16 protein-coding genes and 1 pseudogene are annotated in these 18,431 nt (G+C 68.0%); 13 read left to right on the top strand and 4 right to left on the bottom strand.

Annotated features, from left to right (window positions below; translation table 11 throughout):
- Nucleotides 1-3 precede the first annotated feature (3 nt).
- From DN051_RS38575 to DN051_RS38535, 9 genes are all read left to right on the top strand, one after another.
- Nucleotides 4-1,017 carry an aldo/keto reductase gene (locus DN051_RS38575; protein WP_112441529.1) on the top strand — a complete coding sequence of 338 codons (1,014 nt, stop codon included), beginning with the start codon at nt 4-6 and terminating at the stop codon, nt 1,015-1,017.
- Nucleotides 1,014-1,898 carry an amidohydrolase family protein gene (locus DN051_RS38570; protein ID WP_112441527.1) on the top strand — a complete coding sequence of 295 codons (885 nt, stop codon included), beginning with the start codon at nt 1,014-1,016 and terminating at the stop codon, nt 1,896-1,898. The genes DN051_RS38575 and DN051_RS38570 overlap by 4 nt, the downstream gene beginning before the upstream one ends.
- Nucleotides 1,899-1,918: 20 nt before the next feature.
- Nucleotides 1,919-3,364, top strand: coding sequence for a hypothetical protein (locus DN051_RS38565; protein ID WP_246040762.1), 1,446 nt, complete (start codon nt 1,919-1,921; stop codon nt 3,362-3,364).
- A 44-nt stretch (nt 3,365-3,408) separates the two neighbouring features.
- Nucleotides 3,409-4,683 (top strand): ABC transporter substrate-binding protein, encoded by a 1,275-nt coding sequence (locus DN051_RS38560; RefSeq protein WP_234388877.1) that lies wholly within the window; start codon nt 3,409-3,411, stop codon nt 4,681-4,683.
- A gap of 63 nt (nt 4,684-4,746) precedes the next feature.
- The gene (locus DN051_RS38555) at nt 4,747-5,598 is read left to right on the top strand and encodes a carbohydrate ABC transporter permease (RefSeq protein ID WP_246041179.1); all 852 of its coding nucleotides are present in this window, start codon (nt 4,747-4,749) and stop codon (nt 5,596-5,598) included.
- Entirely contained in the window at nt 5,595-6,437 is an 843-nt protein-coding gene (locus tag DN051_RS38550; protein WP_112441521.1) for a carbohydrate ABC transporter permease, read from the top strand. Before DN051_RS38555 ends, DN051_RS38550 begins: the two co-directional genes overlap by 4 nt.
- Before the next feature lie 2 nt (nt 6,438-6,439).
- A complete protein-coding gene (locus DN051_RS38545; RefSeq protein ID WP_112441520.1) occupies nt 6,440-6,781 on the top strand; it encodes an L-rhamnose mutarotase in 342 nt (113 codons plus the stop codon).
- A gap of 26 nt (nt 6,782-6,807) precedes the next feature.
- Nucleotides 6,808-7,599, top strand: a complete 792-nt coding sequence (locus DN051_RS38540) for an SDR family NAD(P)-dependent oxidoreductase (protein WP_112441518.1) — start codon at nt 6,808-6,810, stop codon at nt 7,597-7,599.
- A 184-nt stretch (nt 7,600-7,783) separates the two neighbouring features.
- Nucleotides 7,784-10,375, top strand: coding sequence for a right-handed parallel beta-helix repeat-containing protein (locus DN051_RS38535; RefSeq protein WP_162625083.1), 2,592 nt, complete (start codon nt 7,784-7,786; stop codon nt 10,373-10,375).
- 81 nt (nt 10,376-10,456) lie between these two features.
- Here the strand turns inward: DN051_RS38535 and DN051_RS38530 are convergent, their stop codons facing one another.
- Nucleotides 10,457-11,206, bottom strand: a complete 750-nt coding sequence (locus DN051_RS38530) for a FadR/GntR family transcriptional regulator (protein WP_053760419.1) — start codon at nt 11,204-11,206, stop codon at nt 10,457-10,459.
- 123 nt (nt 11,207-11,329) lie between these two features.
- Here DN051_RS38530 and DN051_RS38525 point away from each other — a divergent pair, with 123 nt between their 5' ends.
- Nucleotides 11,330-12,472, top strand: coding sequence for a mandelate racemase/muconate lactonizing enzyme family protein (locus DN051_RS38525; protein ID WP_112441514.1), 1,143 nt, complete (start codon nt 11,330-11,332; stop codon nt 12,470-12,472).
- A 19-nt stretch (nt 12,473-12,491) separates the two neighbouring features.
- Nucleotides 12,492-13,154 carry a ThuA domain-containing protein gene (locus DN051_RS38520; RefSeq protein WP_112441511.1) on the top strand — a complete coding sequence of 221 codons (663 nt, stop codon included), beginning with the start codon at nt 12,492-12,494 and terminating at the stop codon, nt 13,152-13,154.
- A gap of 265 nt (nt 13,155-13,419) precedes the next feature.
- Here the strand turns inward: DN051_RS38520 and DN051_RS38515 are convergent.
- A pseudogene (locus tag DN051_RS38515) lies at nt 13,420-14,455 on the bottom strand (hypothetical protein).
- A gap of 296 nt (nt 14,456-14,751) precedes the next feature.
- Here DN051_RS38515 and DN051_RS45985 point away from each other — a divergent pair.
- Together DN051_RS45985 and DN051_RS38505 are read left to right on the top strand one after the other, a co-directional pair.
- Nucleotides 14,752-15,744, top strand: a complete 993-nt coding sequence (locus tag DN051_RS45985; RefSeq protein WP_199314802.1) for a hypothetical protein — start codon at nt 14,752-14,754, stop codon at nt 15,742-15,744.
- A 91-nt stretch (nt 15,745-15,835) separates the two neighbouring features.
- Nucleotides 15,836-16,066, top strand: coding sequence for a hypothetical protein (locus DN051_RS38505; protein ID WP_112441509.1), 231 nt, complete (start codon nt 15,836-15,838; stop codon nt 16,064-16,066).
- 126 nt (nt 16,067-16,192) lie between these two features.
- On the opposite strand, the gene DN051_RS38500 is transcribed toward DN051_RS38505, so the two are convergent.
- Nucleotides 16,193-17,233, bottom strand: coding sequence for a LacI family DNA-binding transcriptional regulator (locus DN051_RS38500; protein ID WP_246040761.1), 1,041 nt, complete (start codon nt 17,231-17,233; stop codon nt 16,193-16,195).
- A gap of 20 nt (nt 17,234-17,253) precedes the next feature.
- Nucleotides 17,254-18,426 (bottom strand): fumarylacetoacetate hydrolase family protein, encoded by a 1,173-nt coding sequence (locus DN051_RS38495; protein ID WP_112441507.1) that lies wholly within the window; start codon nt 18,424-18,426, stop codon nt 17,254-17,256.
- Nucleotides 18,427-18,431 lie beyond the last annotated feature (5 nt).

The raw sequence follows: 18,431 nt of genomic DNA, 5'->3' as shown, positions 1-18,431 counted from the left end.
CCGATGCGTTCCCGCACTTCCGCACGTCTCCCCGAACTCACAAAACTCGGCCTGGGCGCGGCCCAGTTGGGCAACCTCGCCCGCCGGGTCGGTGATGCCGACGCCCACGAAGCCGTCCACGCGGCCTGGGACAGCGGCGTCCGCTACTTCGACACGGCTCCGCACTACGGACTGGGGCTGTCGGAACAGCGGCTCGGTGCCGCTCTCGCACACCACCCGCGGGACGAGTTCGTCGTCTCCACCAAGGTGGGCCGGCTGCTGGTGCCCAGCCCGGAGACGGCGCACCGGGAGGATGACGGCGGGTTCGCGGTGCCCGCGGCGTTCCGCCGCACATGGGACTTCAGCAGGGACGGCATCCTGCGCTCGCTCGAGGGCAGCCTGGAACGTCTCGGCCTCGACCACGTCGACATCGTCTACCTCCACGACCCCGACGACCACTGGCCCGAGGCGTCCACCACCGGCATCAGCACCCTGATCGAACTGCGTGAACGAGGGCTGGTGAAGGCCGTCGGCGTCGGCATGAACCAGGCGGAGATGCTCACCCGGTTCATCCGACACTGCGACGTCGACATCGTCATGGTGGCGGGCCGGCACACCTTGCTCGACCACTCCGCTCGTGAGGAGTTGCTGCCCTTCGCCCTGGAGCACGGCGTGGGGGTCGTCGCGGCGGCCGTCTACAACTCGGGCCTCCTCGCCGCACCCCGTCCCCCGGCCGGCGCCACCTACGACTACCTGCCCGCCCCACGTGAGCTGACCGACCGCGCTGCGGCCATAGCGGACGTCTGCGAACGCCACCAGGTCACCTTGCCGCAAGCCGCAATCGCCCATCCGATGCGGCACCCAGCGGTCGTCTCCGTGGTGGTGGGGGCCCGCGACGCCGCCCAGTCCCGCACGAACGCGGACCGGCTGTCGGCAGCGATACCGGATGCGCTCTGGAACGAACTCGCGGCTCTCGGCCTCGTCCCCGACGACGCCTCCACGACCGCCCCCTCACACACCGGCAGGGGACGACGATGATCGTCATCGACGCCCACCTGCACGTATGGGACCCCGCCCGCGCCGACTACGACTGGCTGGGGCCCGCGATGGCACCGATCAACCGCGCCATGCGGTTCACGGACGCCCGACCGGCGCTGAAAGCCACCGAAGTCACCGCGAGCGTCCTCGTACAGGCCGCCGACAACGACGCGGACACCGACCACATGCTGGCCACCGCGGCAACCCACCCGGAAGTCGTCGCCGTCGTCGCCTGGGTCCCACTGGACGACCCAGGGCGCGCCCGATCCCGCCTCGCACAGCTGCGGTGCGACCCGCACATGGTGGGCGTACGCGCGCTCATCCACGAGAAGCCCGACCCGGAGTGGATCGTCCGCCCCCACGTCGGCAAAGGGCTCGCCCTGCTGGCCGCGCGCGACCTCACTTTCGACTACGTCACCGCGTCACCGGGCGCCTTGAGGCAGGTACCGGAACTGGCGGCACGGCACCCCGAACTGCGGCTGGTGATCGACCACCTCGGCAAACCCCCCATCGGCGGCGACCGCGAGGAGCACGCCCGATGGCGCAAGCTACTCACCGCCGCCGCGCACCACCCCCAGGTCCACGCCAAGGTCTCCGGGCTCTACTCCGCCCGCGGTCCCCTGGACTCGTGGACCACCGACACGGTCCGGCCGTTCTTCGAGGACGCGCTCGAACTGTTCGGCCCGCACCGTCTCATGTACGGCGGAGACTGGCCGATCTCCCTGCTGGCCGGGGGGCACCGACGCACCTGGGAAACCTGCGCGGAACTGCTGGCAGGTCTCGGACCCGACGACCGCGCGGCTGTGCTCGGCGGCACGGCCGCCCGCTTCTACCGCATCGACCCGACCCTGCTGAACGCAGCACGTGACGCCACCGTGTGAACCGCTCCGGAAGGAACGCCATGGAACACCGCACCACCGCGCCGGACACGGCCGCACTCGCCGGCTGGCTGCACAGCTGGGTGACGCGGCAAGGCGCGATCAACGGCTTCCACAACCACAGCGTGTGGGGGACCAATCCCTTCACCTTCCTTGACTTCACCAGCGGCCACACCACCTTCGCGGGCCCGGCCGTCGGCGCCTACGGCCAGGCCCTGGCTCAGCAGCCCGACGAACGGGGCATCGCCCTGCTGCGCCGACTGCTGCGCTACCAGTCCACCGAGATGCAACCCGACGGCCAGTACCGGCACATCGGCTTCCAGGTGGGTGAGTCGGCGACCAACGGCCTCATTCACAACGCCGTCGGAGGCCTGGGCATGCTGCTCGCCCTGCGACACGCCGGTCATCTGCTGCCCGCCGACGAGGTGGCCGCCGCCCTGGATTCCGTGCGGCGCAACCTGGATGCCTGCAAGATCTACGGCGACGGGCGGCCCGGCGTGGACGGCACCTGCAACCAGGAGTACGCCCGGGTCTGGGTCAAGCAGCTCTACACCGAACTCGGCGACGACAAGACGTACGCGGACCAGATCCCGGAAGATCTGGCCGAGCTCGTGCGGCTCTTCCATCACCGGGGCGTGCCGGACGCGGACAGCGCGGGCGCCTTCCGCACGACCCGGGACCGGGCCGAAGGCGGCATCCTGGAACCCGCCGAGTACTACGGCCTCATGATCGTCCCCCTGGTGCTCGGGTATCGCGCACAGGGCGATCAAGACCTGCTCGCCGAAGCGCGGCGGCTGTGCCGGCACGTGGCACGGTCCGCGTGGACCGACGACACGGGCGCCACCCGCTACCACCGCTACTGGCACGTCAAGGGCGACCGTGCCCTCAAGACCGACACGCCGATGCTGATCGCGGGCATGGGACTGACCCTGTACGGCATCCACGAGGTCCTGGCAGAGGGCCCGGACCCGGAGTTGGAGGCGTTCACCGAAGCCTGCCTCGCCACCTACGCCGGTTATCAGACACCGGCCGGATACTTCGCCTCCGCGAGCGGTTGGCACAACGAGGCCGATGTCGCACCCAGCACCGCCTGGCACGCCCACGACCTGCTGTTCCTCATGGCCAGGCTCGGTCCGGGCGACGCGTTCTGGGACCGGGTGTTCGCCCCGCGGGAGCGCCAGTCGGTCCTGGTCAGCGACCGCTCCTACTGGGCCGAGTCAGGTCTCCACTGGAGCGTGCGCAGTCCGCTGACCGCAGGCGATCTGCACCTCTACGGACGTAAGGACAGGGACACCTTCACACGCGAGTTCTTCGCCTGGACCGGCCGGGAGCCTCTGCCCGAGGAACTGCGCTACCCGGACGTCCCCGAGTTCTTCGTCGCCAACGACGGCATCTACCGCGTCGACGGCGGGGAAGCGCCCACCGACATCACGGCCGTCGGCCCCCTGCCCTACCGAGGACGGCTATGACGACCGACCGTACTGCCGGCTTTTCACCATCGAGGAAGAAAGAAATGACAATGACGTCAATCAGCAGAGCGCGCAGGACCTACGGTGCCGCGATGGCCTGCGTGGTGCCGCTCCTCCTGGTGGCCGCCTGCTCGTCGGGCACCGGCTCGTCCGTGGGCGAGGACGGCGAGATCCGGATGATGGTCAACCTCACGGACAACCTCGATCAGGCGTACTGGGAGAGCCTGGTCAAGCCGTTCGAGGACAAGACCGGCCTGAAGGTGAAGATCGAGGGCCCGACCGGCAAGTCCGTGGCCGAGTCCTTCCCCCAGCAGCTGGCCGCCGGCACCGCGCCCGACGTCATCCAGTCGATCTTCCCGGACGATGATACGGCGCCTGAACTCCTCGACCTGGGCAACGAGGCCTGGGCGAAGAACACGCCGATGTTCGACGAGTACGCCCTGGGCGACAAGCACTACGCAGTCGGCGTCGGCACCCAGACCCAGTCGCTGATCTACTACAACAAGAGCGCGTTCAAGAAGGCCGGCATCAGCAAGCCACCCACCACCTGGGACGAGCTGGCCGGGTACCTTCCCGACCTGAAGAAGGCCGGTGTCACCCCGATGCAGACCGCCGGGGACTACCAGACCGGCCTTCAGCTCCAGCAGATCTACCACCCGACACTGAATCAGCTGCACCCCAAGTGGCAGACCGCGGTCTCCGAGGAGAAGCTCACGGTCGGTGAGGCGTACAAGCCGGCATTCGAGATGTACTCGGACTGGATCGACGCCGGCTACATAGCCAAGAGTGACGCCGGGCTCAACCCGTCGCAGGCTGACGGCAACTTCATCGCGGGCAAAGTCGGTCTCTACACCAACGGCAGCTGGTTCGCCGCCACGCTCAACAAGGCCACGGACCTGCCCTTCGAGGTGGGCGTCATCTCCCCGCCGACGGCGGACGGCAAGGCCTACCCCGGTCCGCAGGGCGCCACCATGGCCAACCCGTACATGATCCGCAAGGGGATCGGTGACGAGGACGGCGCCAAGCAGCTGGTGGAGTACCTGGTCACCGACGCGAAGGCGATCGAGGCCCAGCTGGGCTCCGACGGGGTGTTCCGCAAGGACTCCGGACTGAAGCAGACGGACATCGACGCGCAGATCCAGAGCGTCCTCGATGCCGCCCCCGAGCTGGTGGCCGTCGGCGAGGGCCAGGGCAACGTCCGGCTGCCTGTCACGGGCTTCAACCCGAAGTTCACCGAGGTCGCCCAGAGCCTGTACACCGGAGCCAGCCCGGCCGACGCCGCCAAGGCCATCGACCAGTGGGTCGAAGAGAACCGCTGATCCATGGAACGGACATCTCCCGCGAAGCCGCGGGGGTGGCGCAACGCCGGTGTCGGCGTGAGCATGTTCATCCCCGCGGTTCTCATCTACGTCGCGCTGCTGGTCGTACCGGTGATCTACGCCTTCTACTACAGCTTCACCGAGTACAACGGATTCCCCACCCGAGTACCGGAGTTCGTGGGTCTGGACAACTACCGGACGATTTTCGGCTCCACCGACATGACCGACACCATGGTGATCACCGCCGTGGTGGCGGTGGTGGGTGCGGTCCTGGTCAACCTGGCCGCGCTGGGTCTGGCACTGCTGCTGCAGCGCACCAACCGGTTCAACACCTTCGGTCGGGTGGTGATGTTCTACCCGCATGTCCTGAGCGCGCTCGTGGTGGGCTTTCTGTGGCAAGCCGTCCTCGGGCCCCAAGGCGTGGTCAACACCATGCTGGAGAAGGTCGGAACCGACAGCCTGCCGTTCCTCAGTGACCCGGACTGGGCCCTGTGGTCGATGATCCTGGTCATCGTCTGGTCGCTGTTCGGCGTCCAGCTGATCCTCTATCTGGCGGGCCTGCAGGCGGTGCCGGCGGATCTCCTGGAGGCGGCGCGGATCGACGGGGCCGGCCGGTGGCGCACATTCCGTGCCGTGACCTGGCCCTCCCTGGCCTCCACTGTGACGGTGGCCGTCATCACCTCGGGTATCTCCCTGCTGAAGACGTACGACGTGGTCGTGTCGTTGACAGGAGGTGGGCCCGCCGGGTCGACCAAGACCCTCGCCTACTCGATCCTCGCAGTCTCCTTCCCCCAACGGAACATCGGCGTCGCCTCGGCCCAGGCCGTTGTGCTGATTCTCGCGGCTGCGGTCCTGGCCATCACCGTTCTCGTGCTGCGCAAGCGTGCCGAGGACGACGCGGAGTCCATCGGATGAACAAGACAACCTCCACCGCAGCCACGGTCCGCGTGGCATTCATCTGTCTCGTGTCCCTCGGCATGCTCGTGCCGATGTACATCCTGGTCATCAACACCTTCAAGAGTCAGCAGGAGATCCTCGCCAACCCCTTCTCGCTGAATCCCGGCACGGCCACGTTCCAGTACCTGGCCGACGCCTGGACCAATCCGGACTTCAGCATTCTGAAGGGCTACGGCATCACTTTGGCGTTGGTGCTGTGCGTGAACGCCATCGCCATGGCGGTGTGCGCCCCCGCAGCGTACGCGCTGGCCCGCACACCGAAGCCGGTCTTCCGGCTGCTGTTGTTCTTCTTCATCGCGGGCATGTTCATACCCACCCAGGTGATCCTGGTGCCGGTCATTTTCGTGCTGCGCGCAATCGGGCTGATGGGCACCCTGCCCGGGCTGATCCTGTTCATGACGGCCACCACCATCCCCTTCACGCTGTTCGTGTTCTTCGGGTACATCCGGGTGCTGCCCAGGTCGCTGGACGAGGCTGCGGCCATCGACGGCGCCGGCAAGTACCACACGCTGTGGCGAATCATCCTGCCGCTGATGCGGCCGATCATCGCCACCGTGTTCATCCTCAACTCGCTGAGCGTCTGGAACGACTTCGCCAGCCCGCAGATGATCCTCGGTCCGGGCAGCGGCATCTACACCGTCACCACCGGTGTGTACGCGGCCGTGGGCCAGTACTCCACGGACTACACCAAGGTCTTCCCCACTCTGCTGCTCGCGGTGATCCCCATTTTGGTGATCTTCATCGTGATGCAGCGGCACATCATGAGCGGCTTGGCCGCAGGAGCCGTCAAGGGATAGCCATGTCCGAACGTCCTACGCCCCGTCGGGTCGCCTCTGTGATCCGGCTGCGTCCGGAACACGCCGACAAGTACCGCGAACTGCACCGTTCCGTTCCGCAGCCCGTGCTGGACGCACTCTCTCGCGCCCACATCACGAACTACTCCATCTTCCTGCGGGACGACACCCTGTTCGCCTACTACGAGTACACCGGCAACGACTACGCCGCCGACATGGCCGCCATCGCCGGCGACCCAGACACCCAGCGCTGGTGGGCTCTCACCGACCCCTGCCAGCAGCCCCTCGACTCGGCCGGGCCGCGGGAGCGGTGGGTGGACAGCGAGGAACTCTTCCATCTGGACTGATCAACAGCACCCAAAGGAACACCCACATGCCGAACATACCCGCTCCCCCGCCTCTCGCGTTCGATGGTCTCGCCGCTGCGGTGACCGGAGGGGCATCGGGGATTGGGCTCGCGACCGCCCGGTACCTGGCGCGGGGCGGCGCCCGGGTCGCCGTACTCGACAGCGCCCCGGAGTCCCTCCCGGCCGACGACGCGGAACTGCTGCTCTCCGTACGGTGCGATGTCACCGACGACGTATCGGTCCGTGCCGCGGTCACGTACACCGCGGAGCGCCTGGGCGGCCTGGACATCCTGGTCAACAACGCAGGCATCGGCGCCCAGGGCACGGTGGCGGACAACGACGACGCGGAGTGGGCACGGGTCCTCGACGTCAACGTCCTGGGCATGGTCCGCACGACGCGCGCCGCGTTGCCTCATCTGCGCGCCTCCCGGCACGCAGCGGTGATCAACACCTGCTCGATCGCCGCAACAGCGGGACTGCCACAGCGCGCGCTGTACAGCGCCAGCAAGGGAGCGGTGCTGTCCTTGACGCTCGCCATGGCTGCCGACCACATAGGCGAGGGCATCCGCGTGAACTGTGTCAATCCCGGTACGGCCGACACCCCTTGGATAGACCGTCTGCTGTCCGGCTCCGAGGACCCCGCGGTGGAGCGCAAGGCACTCGAGTCCCGGCAGCCGACAGGGCGACTGGTGTCCGCCGAGGAGGTCGCGGCGGCGATCGGGTATCTGGCCTCCCCCGCGGCAGCGTCCGTCACCGGCACCGCCCTCGCCGTCGACGGCGGAATGCAGGGCCTGCGACTGCGGCCCGCGAAGAGCTGACCTGACGGTGCGGCGGGGCACATGGACCGACGCCGACTTCTTCTGCCCGACCGCTTGTCCCCGGTCGTCGATCACCCTACTGTGCACATGTCATACATGTGTTATGTGCTCGAAAGGTTCCTCAATGATGAGAACTGAGCCAAGACCAGCACGGATTGCCGCCACCGGCCTTGCCTTGACATTGATGGCGACACTCGCCGGACCGGCCGTCGCGTCGTCGGCCACCAGCGCGGGCGGAAAGCTGACCGTCTACGTCTCGGCCACCGATGGCAACGACGACAACAGCGGTGGCAGGAAAGACCCCTTCCGGACCATCGCCGCCGCCCGGGACGCGCTGGCCGGCCGCACCACGGCCCATGCGCGGGGCACGGTCCTCATTCGCGGCGGCACCTACGTCCTGGACGACACGGTCCGGCTCACAGGACCGGAGAACTCGTGGGTCACGTACACCGCGTACCAGAACGAGAAGGTGACGATCACCGGGTCCCACGACCTGCCGGCCGACGGCTGGAAGAGGCTCTCCGACCTCCCCGCGGAGACGCTCGCCCAGCCCCGGTACTCCTCACACAACCGTCTCGACACGACCGAGTTGCGCCAAGGAGTCTGGGTCTACGACCTGGGCGCGGCAGGCATCGATCCCGGCACGCTCTACAAGAACGGCTTCAACTGGGTCCAGCAGCCCTTCGCGCCCGAACTCGTCGTCAGTGGCAGGGCCCAGGTCCTGGCCGAGTACCCGAACGGCAACACGTGCTCGACCACGGAGACGGACTGTCACCTGTGGGGTACGGGCGACAAGTGGGACGCCGACACTCCCCGTGATCTCGTCAACGTGGACCTCGACGCCCGCTTCGGCCCGCAGAACGACTGGAACTTCTCCGGGACCACCCCGAGGGCCCAGTTCGAGGACAAGAAGCAGCTGCATGACGACCCCGGGCAGCGGGACACCTGGTCTCCGCAGGAGATGCGGCGCATGACGCCGTCGATCTTAACGGTCGGGGGCCGGGCACTCGCCGACGACCGCTACCAGCGCTGGGCGCCGGAGGCAGAGCCTGTCGTCGACGATCTCGGAACCCGCGGCTTCGGTGCTTACACGGACGTGCCCGTGCAACTGGATCCGCGCTGGATCGAGGACGTCGACAACACGAAGGCCGAGACCGAGGGCTGGCTGTCGGGGTACTTCGGCAACAACTACGCCAACGACATGGTGCGCATCTTGTCCTGGAGCGACGACAGGCTCTACACCAAGTACCCCTCGATGTACATTCCGCAGGACGCGTGGACCAAGGTCAAGGTGCTCAACGTCCTGTCGGAGATGGACACGGCCGGCGAGTACTACATCGACCGCTACCACGACAACCACATGCTGTACTACAAGCCCGAGGGCGGGACCGTCGAGGGCAAGGTCACCACACTCCAGACATTCGACAAGAACTTCTTCCTGCTCGACGGCACCCGCGGCGTGACGCTGCGGGGACTCACCATGACCGGGTCGCTCATCAGCGGCGTGCAACTCCTCGACGCCGTCGGAACGCTCGTCGACGGGGTCGACATCTCCAACGTGAGCATGGACGCGATCCGTATCGGGCGCACGACGGACACCATCACGGCCATGCCCGACTACGAAACCGTGCAGGGCGGGCACGACAACGTCGTGCAGAATTCCTACCTGCACGACCTCGGCGGCGGCGGAGTCCTGTTGGGCGGCGGCGACCGCGCCACCCTCGAAAGAGGGAACAACATCGCCCGCCGCAACGAGATCACCCGCTTCTCGAAGCTGGCGACGTACACTCCGGCGGGCTACCTGTACGGGGTGGGCAATTCCTTCGAGTACAACTACGTCCACGACGCCCCGCACATGGCGGTGCAGATCATGGGCAACGACATGCGGGTCAACCACAATCACTTCTACGACGTGGTGAAGAACGCCGGTGACCAGGGTGTCGTCTACGCCGGTCGGGACTTCACCTACCTGGGCAACGAGGTCGCCTACAACCACTTCGAGAAGATCGGTGGGACCAACGACGCCCTGTACCTGGACGACGGCGCCTCCGGCGTGCGGTTCCACCACAACGTGGTGAACGGCGCGCATTCCGGGGTCAACCTCAACTCCGGTCACAGCAACACCGCGAACGACAACGTCTTCATCGGCGTGAAGCACGCGGGTCATGGCGGCATCTACCACCGCAAGGGCGAGAAGTCCCTCCCGCTGGACAACAGCTGGGTACTGCTGAGCCGCTTCAACACCTTCCTCGACGTGCGCGCCGGCGAGAAGTACAGCGCGACACCGGAGACGGTCGCGGCCTGGCACCGGCACTACACGAGGGGCAGGCACGCGTACTCGGACGGAAAACCGATCTCCTACCCGGAGATCACCGAGTGGTACGTGCCACGGGTGACCACCACAGGGAAGGACTGCAAGGCAGCCGACTACTCCACGTCGGGCACGAACGGATGCAGTCGGGCCACGGTGTGGGACGACCCGGACTCGGTCTGGGTGCCTTCCCGGGTCGAGATCGACCATGCGGTGGTCGTCGGCGACACCGGATTCGTCGAGCCGACAGCAGCGTTCTCCGAGCCGGCTTCGGTGTACAAGCCGTCGCGGTGGAGCGACAAGGTCAACACCGGGAGTGTGCTCACCTCCTCGGTGGCCGAGACGGGCCTGGACCTCGCCACCATGAAGTTCTCGGACTCCGGGGCGGTGGCGGAGGCGTACGGATCCAGGTGGATCGAAGAGTGGAACCGCCGTGTCTCCGCGAAGGGGATCGGACGGCCGTGACGCGCGTATGCACCCTCGGCCATGGCCGGCGGTGCATCCGTCGCCCGACAGGTGCGCGTCCCGCCGTTCTCGCAGCGGAACCTACTGCTTGAGCGGGTCGACGGGACGGCGCCGGGCCCACGCCGACGTGATGTGCTCCCGCATCGCGTCGGCAGCCGCCTCCGCGTCCCGCTCGATGACCGCGGCCGCGATCCGCTCGTGCGCCTGATGCGTCACGTCGATGTCCTCGCGGGTCGGATGCCCGCTGTACTGGGGCGATCGGACCGCCTTGCCCTGGATGCTGGAGACGATGGCCCGCCCGAACGCGTCCTGCGAGGCGCGATGGATGATCTCGTGGAACTCGATGTCCGCTCGCGAGTAGGCCGTCGCGTCGTCCCTCAACGCCGCCAGTTCGTCGAGCTTGGCGGAGAGCGCCGCCGCCTGATCACCGTCGATGCGCTTGGCCGCCCTCGCCGCCATGGCGCACTCCAGGGTGGTCCGGATCTCGATCAGGTTGTCCAGGAAAACCAGTCGGTCCTTCCGCTGGAACAGCGCGTCGAGGATCAGCGGATCGAGCAGGCTCCACTGCTCCTGGTCGAGCACAACCGTGCCCCAGCCCTGACGAGTTGCGACGAGCCCCTTCTCGGCGAGGGTCGTCGTCACTTCGCGGATCACGGTCCGGCTCACCTCGTACCGGTCGCACAGCTCACCCGCCGACGGGAGCGCCGTGCCCGGAGGGTACTCCCCCAACACGATGGCCGTCGTGAGGCTTTGGACCACGGCTTCGGCGAGGGGCGGCCGGCGCCGCTGAGGTCGGGCCACGGCAGTGGAATCCGCGGATGGCTTGCTCATTTGGTCAACGACTCCCCATGTTCATCCAGATTTTCCGGCCCACGCTGTTCGACGACCCAGGTTAGCGGAACATGCTAAGGTCATCACTCGTATTATAAGTTACGACTTACGCGGAGCGGCGCGATGCGGATCACCGGCTACCGGTCGCTCACCACGGTGCACGACTGGGGACGCCCGGTGGGGGACGTCAACGGTGTCGTCACTGGCGGCGTCACCGAAGTGCCGGTCGTACTCCTGGACACCGACGCGGGTCTCACCGGCATCGGGCTCGGGAGCCACGCCGAAGTGCACCGTGTGTTTCCCGCGCTCGACGGCCAGGACCCTCGCGCGGTCACATCCCTCTACGACCGAATGCTCGCCCACGTTTTCAAGTCCGGGCACAACGGCCGGGTTTTCGGCACCATCGGCGCTCTGGACATGGCGCTCTGGGACCTGAAGGCGAAGATGGCGGGCGAGCCGCTGTGGCGTGCTCTCGGCGCCTCCGGCCGCTTCGTCCCCGGATACGCATCCGGCCTGGAGTACGCGCTGACGGACGACGAACTCGTCGCGTTCTACGACCGTTGGGCCCGGCGCGGTTTCACCGGCGCCAAGGTCAAGGGCGGACTCGATGTGGACCGGGACGTGCACCGGCTGTCCGCTGTCCGCGACGTACTCCGCTCCAACACCACCCGCCCGGCGTTGATGTACGACGTCAACGAGTCCTGGGGACGGCATCTGGCAGTACGCCTGGCCCGTCAGGTCGAAGGGCAGGTGGACCTCACCTGGATCGAGGAACCGGTCAGGCGCTGGGACGCGGCCGGACACCGCGCGGTCGCCGCGGGCATCCGCGCCGCCGTGGCCACGGGAGAGAATCTGACGGGCCTCGAACAGTTCCGGTCGCTGCTCGACGCGGACGCGGTGGGGGTCGTACAGACCGGCAGCGTGTGGGGCATCACCCACTTCTTGCGCGTGTCCACGCTGGCCTACGCCCATGGACTACCGGTGAGCCCCGTCGGCTACAACGCCAACCCGGTCGCCCACGCGGCCGCGGCGATGCCCAACCACCTCGTGACGGAGGTCCAGGACCTGTCGGTACCGGTCGGACTCCGCGTCGACCAGGAGATCGCCGACGGCGGGATCGTCCTCGGCGACGCGCCGGGGCTGGGCATCGAGGTCGACGAGGCGCGGATCGCCGCGAACACCTCGGCCGGTCGGTGGTCAGTCACCTCCGGCCCGCATGTGAGACCAGTCGACGCAGGCCTGCGGCTCACCCCGCAGGCACAGTGACAGCGGAGGAAACCGCACCATGCGTACACGCAAGGCCCTGGTGGTCCGCGGCGGATGGCAAGGACACGATCCCGCCGGATGCACGGACCTGTTCACACCTCGCCTGGAACAGGACGGGTTCGACGTCCACGTGCGTGAGGACCTATCGGTCTACGAAGACGCGGAGTTGCTCGCGGCCACGGATCTCATCGTGCACTCCTGGTCGGGAGGCGAGCTGAGTCCGCGTCAGGAATCGGGCCTCGTCGCCGCGGTGGAGGCCGGTACGGGATTCGCCGGCTGGCACGGGGGCGTGATCGGCACGAACGTCAAGAACGCGTCCTACTTGCGCATGGTCGGGGGCCGCTTCCTCTGGCACCCGGAGGGCTTTCAGAAGTTCACGGTGCGCCTCACCTCCTCGCCCGGCCGGGACGGGGAAATCACGGAGGGCATCCGGGACTACGACGTCGTCACGGAGCACTACTGGGTGATGACCGATGCCCTCAACACGGTTCTCGCCACCTCCGTCCTCGAACCCACAGGGGGGCCGTGGGCCGAGCCGGTGGAGTTCCCTGTGGTGTGGACGCGCCGCTGGGGAGCGGGGAGGGTCTTCGTGTGCACCCTGGGTCACCGAGTCGCCGATCTGGAACTGCCGCAGACGGCGACGATCGTCGACCGGGGACTTCGATGGGCGGCGCGCACCTGAGGGACGGCAGCCCGAACGGGTGCGACGGCGCTCGGCCGGGCGCCTCATGAGCTCTGTCTCACACGTGCCGCTCGGGGAACGGGGCGGCTCAAGCCTTGGTCCGATCTGGGCTGACACATGTTCAAGCCGTCAGCCCCGGCCACCGACCCTCTTCACCCTCGTGCGGTGAAGCCGCCCCCGTCGGCTCCCCCGCGTATCAGCGTGCCCGCACGCTCCCGCCGGCCAGCAACAAGCCGGGCTTCCACACCCACAAGGGGGCGACGGGCTACTGCATGAATTCGGTGTGGGGATGTTCGGGCGCCGCAGGGCAGATGTAGAGCTGCTGCTTGCGGCCGCTGCCGATCTGGACCGCCGTGGGCTGCCCGGGGTCGAAGTGGTCCAAACCGGGGGACGGTTCGGCAGCTGGGTCCTCGTACGGGGACCAGCTGCGCCCTGCGTCGTCCCCTTCCTCGAACGTGGCGATGGTCAGCAGGGCATCCATCTCACTGCCGCAGGCGGGGCAGGGCCGCGGGACGGGGTCGGCGGGGCCCCAGGCCGGCCAGCCGCCGACCGTCCAGCCGGGTGCACTGGACAGCACACAGTCGTAGTAAATCTGCGGGTCCATATCCTCCTCGGCTGCCTGCGGCGGACTCCACTTCTTGAGCTGCTCCTGGAGTTCCGTGCTGAGTTCCAGGTGGTCGGGATATTCGGTGACCTGCTCCGGGGTGAGCAGGCACGCCTCGGGCAGGTAGCTGTCGAACTGCATCGCGGGCGGTTCGGGGGGCGTGCTGAGAATGTCGGTGACGGTGGCTGCCGACCGAAAGAACAGCACCGTCCTGGGCATGATCGGACGGTCGAAGGGGCACCACAGAACCTGCAGCAGGTCCGCTCCGTCAGGCGGGCGCAGATCGGGCACATCCCGTGCGTACAGCTGCGCGACGGGCAGCATCGCCATGGAACCCTCGTACGGCTGGACCGCCACCCTCGCCGGATACGTGCGAGGGGGCCGGATCCCCTCAAGGGTCTCTCGTTCCTGCGGGGTCAGGCTCCTGCCGTGCGAGGCGGCACGGATCCGTCGTTCCCGCCGCACATCCGCCGGGGACAGGGCCGGGTTCATCCCGTCCACCACATGGGGGCCCTCGCAGTGGGGCCACGGCTCGGTCGGCGGGCCACAGGAGTGGCCCGCCGACCGAGCTGTCGTGCCAGGTCGGTGCCCCGGGCCGGGGATGCAACCGGGTCGCCGTGCGGGCCAGCGGGACCAGTTGAGGAAGAACTGCGGTGACATCAAATGGCCGTGGCGGAGTGAGAGGAGTGACATTCATGTGCCCCGTTCTTGCCAACTGCCTCTGACAACGGCCCTCGCAGCCGCGCCAGGCAGTTCTCTCCAAGCGTTCCGCGGCTGCCTTGCCCGGCACTTCTCCGGTGTTCCGGGCAAGTTGTCGACGAACGCGTTGTCAGAGGCTGCGCCTAGGGTGGCGGTCAAGATCACCGGCAGGATGTGCCGAAGGTTTCGAGAGCGATTGTTGGGGTTGACATGCCTTGGTGGAACAGGGGGCCCGGAACGCGGGCCAACTGGGTACTCGAGCCGTTGGTCGGTCTGGGGCCGTTGCGGTTCGGGATGAACTCCGACCAGGTGGCGACGGCTCTGGACGGGGCGGTCGCCTACGTCTCGCAGGGTCTGGGCGGCGGGATCGGTTGGGGCTGCTACAGCGATTGGGGTGTGACTGCGGTATTTGGAGAGGATTCCGGTCTGGTCGCGGTGGCGATCGACGCGATGGATGGGCCTCTGGTGCGGCTGCGGGACGTTGAGCTGATCGCTCGTGTGCCGTCCGAGGTGCGCTCGGACATCCATGACCTCGCACGCCGGGAGGGGGCCTTGGTGCGGGTGAACTGGAGTGGTGATCCCGAAGTCGAGGCATGGGGGGTGTCTATGGGTACCGCTCTGGAGCTGGGGTCGTCGCCCGAAGGGTACATGCAGCGGCAGGACACAATGATCACTGGTGCCCTGTTCGTCGGCCCCGAGCTGGCCGCGGATCCTTATGGGGCCGAACCGGTCATCCGGTGGTGGGATGTTCGCGACCGGCAGCCGAATGCGGGAACGTGGCCGGTGAAGGCCGAGCAGGAACGGCAGCGCTGGGATTGGACACCGCTGGAGAGCATCGGGCCGCTCAGGTTCGGCATGAGCCCGTCTCAGGTCGCGGCCGCGCTGAACGAGGAGCCCGCCGCCCGACATGGCCGGTACCCCTATGGAGAGCCGTGGGAAGGCCCCGGCGAGTGGATCCTGCACGACGACCGCTTCGATACGGCCGGTGTGACCGCGCACTACTCCTGCGGACGTGGCCACCCTCCTGTTCTGGGCGCCGTCACTGTTCACGGTCGCACCGGCCCGCAGGTCGAGTTCGACGGCATTCGGCTGATCGGCTGGCCGGTCTCCGCTGTCGACGCGGCCTTGACCCGGTACATCGAAGACAGGGAAGTGGGCCTGGTCATCGGCTGCGGCGGAGACCTGGGACCTGACGGTCTCAACATGTACGTACGAGCTACCAGGGCCGGCGACACCGCCGTCAGCGAGGCGCGGTTCTGCAGTGCGGAGTGGAAGGACCACGGCTGACCTACGGAAGGCTTTCCAGTTCGCTCGCTGCGGCGGCCAGCCTTCTACGATCCTGTTCACTGCGTCCCCGACTGCTGGAACGGATCATCACGTGGCGAGCAGACTGGACGAACTCGAAGAACAGCCGGTGGATGTACGGGCCGAGCAGGGCGAAATCGCCGTCGCCGAACACGTCCTTGAACGGATGACCGGGCTGCTCGCCGCAAATCGCGCCTCCGCCGGGATGACACCCGGGCAGGTCGGCGGCCGGACGGTGATATTGATCCCGCAGCGCGAACCCGGGGTGGAGAAGGAGGCCAACCGGCAGTCACGCGCCGGCTGATGCTCTTCTCCTTGGACTCCCGCCCACGACCAGCACGAGTACCCCGAGGACCGGTCACACCAGCCCTTTGACCTGATACTTCGAGTTGGCGGTGGCACACTGAGCAACAACGCGCGCCACCGGGCCTCAGGAGCTCCCGCGGGCGACCACCTGGTAGCCGACGTCGCGATGGGGCCTGTCGACCGGCGCGCCACGCATGCGGGTCAGCAGCAGTTCGGCGGCAAGCTCGCCGATGCGGGCACCGGGCGCCGCGACGGTGGTCAGCGCGGGTACGAGATGGCGTGCCAGCTCGAAGTCACCGAAGCCGGCCAGGGCCAGGGTGCCGGGCACATCGATCCCCCTGCGCACGCATGCCTGGAGCGCACCGGCGGCGAAGACGTCGCTGGAGAACATCACGGCGTCGGAGTCCGGATACCGTTCCAGCGCCAGGTCCAGCAGGGTGACGCCGGTGTCCATGGTGACCGGTTCAGGGCCGGCGTCCACCGTGCGCGGGGCGCCGCCCAGCAGCTCGCGGACGGCCGTCGCGTAGCCGTCGAGGCGTTCCCCGGCCCGGGGGTCACCAGCGGTGTGCCGGCCGGCGAACGTGATCCTTTGCCGGCCGCGCTCAACCAGGTGCGCGACCATCGCGGACGCCGCCGCCGCGTTCGAGAAGCCGACGAGCAGGTCGACCGGCTCCTCCGACCATCCCCACGTCTCCACCACGGGCACCTGCCCTGCCTCCAGCAGAGACAGCGTGCCCCGGGTGTGGCTGGTGCCCACCATGAGCACACCGTCCGGCCGCCGGCCCAGAAAGCTGCGCAGGACCGCCTCCTCCTGCTCCGGCCGGTACTCGGTCGTCCCCACGAAGATCTGGTAACCATGGGAGGCCAGAGCGGTCGAAAAGGCGTGAACGGTGTCGGCGAAGACCGACGCGTTGATCTGCGGGACCAGCACGGCGACCGTACGACTGCGGTTCGACGCCAGGTTGCTGGCGGCGAGGTTGGGCACGTAGCCGGTGGCCGCGACGGCCGCTTCGACCCTGAGACGTGTCTCGTCCGGCACCGACGAGGGGTCGCGCACGACGCGGGACACAGTCTGTGCCGACACGCCCGCGGCCGCCGCCACGTCCGCGAGGGTCACGGAACGGGTCGCGGAGCGCTTGCGCGGGCGGCGGGGCGGCTGGGTCATGCCGGAAACGTTATCGGAGGTCACAGCGCTCCTCGCGCTGCCAGCGAACGCATCAGGTCGGCAAGACCGAAGGTCCACGGGTCGCAGGTGTCGCTCGGCCTGATCCGGTTGACCAGGGTGCCGAGCCGGGGTGTCGCGATGCTGACCAGGTCGCCGTCGTGATGGGTGAAACCCTGGCCCGGAGCGTCGCGGTCCTCCACAGGGGCGAACATCGTGCCGAGGTAGAGCACCGCACCGTCGGGGTACTGGTGGTGCGGCCCGGTCAACTGCGCCACGAGTTCCAAGGGGTCCCGGCTGATGGCGGACATGGAGGACACCGCGTCCAGCCGGTATCCGTCGGCGCCCTCGACGGTCAGGGTGACCACCGCCCGCCGTACGTCGTCGATCCCGAAGCCCGGCTCGAACAGCCGCAGGAAGGGGCCGACGGCCGCTGAGGCGTTGTTGTCCTTTGCGAGGGGCAGCAGCAGCGCCGAACGGCCTTCGATGTCACGCAGGTTGACGTCGTTGCCGAGCATCGCGCCCACCGCCTCGCCCCGCGACGAGACCGCGAGCACCACTTCGGGTTCGGGGTTGTTCCAGCGTGAGGCCGAGTGGATGCCCGCGTCGGTTGCGGTGCCGACGGTGGCCAGCACCGGTGCCTTCGTGAAGATCTCGGCGTCGGGGCCGATGCCGACCTCCAGGTACTGGCTCCACACCCCCTGGGCGACCAGGATCCTCTTGAGTTCGGCGGCCTCATCGGAACCCGGTCGCAACGACGCCACGTCGTCGCCGATGAGCTCGCGGATCCGCTCGCGTGTCACGGCGGCCTCCGAAGCATCCCCGCGAACGCGCTCCTCGATCACCCGTTCCAGCATCGACACCACGAAGGTCACCCCGGCGGCCTTCACCGCCTGCAGGTCCACCGGGGTGAGCAGCCAAGGCCGCTCGGGATCCCGCGTGTCGACCGGTGTGTTGGCGAGCAGCTCATCGAGCCCGGCGAAGCGCTCCCCGAGGGTCGCACGCACCTGCGCGGCGGGGTCGGACGTTTCACACAGATCGCGCACCGTCGCGAAGGCTGCGGTCACGTCGTACACGCCGTCCTGTCGGACGGCGACGACGGAGGGACCGAGGCCGGGCCGCCAGACCCGGCCGACGAGCGCGCCCTCTGTTCCGTCGTCGGGAAGAGTGGTCTCCGCGTCGGGCCACTGGTTCATGCCGT

The organism is Streptomyces cadmiisoli, assembly GCF_003261055.1.
Lineage (GTDB): Bacteria > Actinomycetota > Actinomycetes > Streptomycetales > Streptomycetaceae > Streptomyces > Streptomyces cadmiisoli.
The sequence above is the reverse complement of the archived record's forward strand: the minus strand, read 5'-3'. Positions and strand labels throughout refer to the sequence as shown.

Bases quoted from the DNA above. Each gene is read 5' to 3' on its own strand.
- DN051_RS38575 (WP_112441529.1), top strand. From the start codon at position 4: ATGCGTTCCCGCACTTCCGCACGTCTCCCCGAACTCACAAAACTCGGC.
- DN051_RS38570 (WP_112441527.1), top strand. From the start codon at position 1,014: ATGATCGTCATCGACGCCCACCTGCACGTATGGGACCCCGCCCGCGCC.
- DN051_RS38565 (WP_246040762.1), top strand. From the start codon at position 1,919: ATGGAACACCGCACCACCGCGCCGGACACGGCCGCACTCGCCGGCTGG.
- DN051_RS38560 (WP_234388877.1), top strand. From the start codon at position 3,409: ATGACAATGACGTCAATCAGCAGAGCGCGCAGGACCTACGGTGCCGCG.
- DN051_RS38555 (WP_246041179.1), top strand. From the start codon at position 4,747: ATGTTCATCCCCGCGGTTCTCATCTACGTCGCGCTGCTGGTCGTACCG.
- DN051_RS38550 (WP_112441521.1), top strand. From the start codon at position 5,595: ATGAACAAGACAACCTCCACCGCAGCCACGGTCCGCGTGGCATTCATC.
- DN051_RS38545 (WP_112441520.1), top strand. From the start codon at position 6,440: ATGTCCGAACGTCCTACGCCCCGTCGGGTCGCCTCTGTGATCCGGCTG.
- DN051_RS38540 (WP_112441518.1), top strand. From the start codon at position 6,808: ATGCCGAACATACCCGCTCCCCCGCCTCTCGCGTTCGATGGTCTCGCC.
- DN051_RS38535 (WP_162625083.1), top strand. From the start codon at position 7,784: ATGGCGACACTCGCCGGACCGGCCGTCGCGTCGTCGGCCACCAGCGCG.
- DN051_RS38530 (WP_053760419.1), bottom strand. From the start codon at position 11,206: ATGAGCAAGCCATCCGCGGATTCCACTGCCGTGGCCCGACCTCAGCGG.
- DN051_RS38525 (WP_112441514.1), top strand. From the start codon at position 11,330: ATGCGGATCACCGGCTACCGGTCGCTCACCACGGTGCACGACTGGGGA.
- DN051_RS38520 (WP_112441511.1), top strand. From the start codon at position 12,492: ATGCGTACACGCAAGGCCCTGGTGGTCCGCGGCGGATGGCAAGGACAC.
- DN051_RS45985 (WP_199314802.1), top strand. From the start codon at position 14,752: ATGAACTCCGACCAGGTGGCGACGGCTCTGGACGGGGCGGTCGCCTAC.
- DN051_RS38500 (WP_246040761.1), bottom strand. From the start codon at position 17,233: ATGACCCAGCCGCCCCGCCGCCCGCGCAAGCGCTCCGCGACCCGTTCC.
- DN051_RS38495 (WP_112441507.1), bottom strand. From the start codon at position 18,426: ATGAACCAGTGGCCCGACGCGGAGACCACTCTTCCCGACGACGGAACA.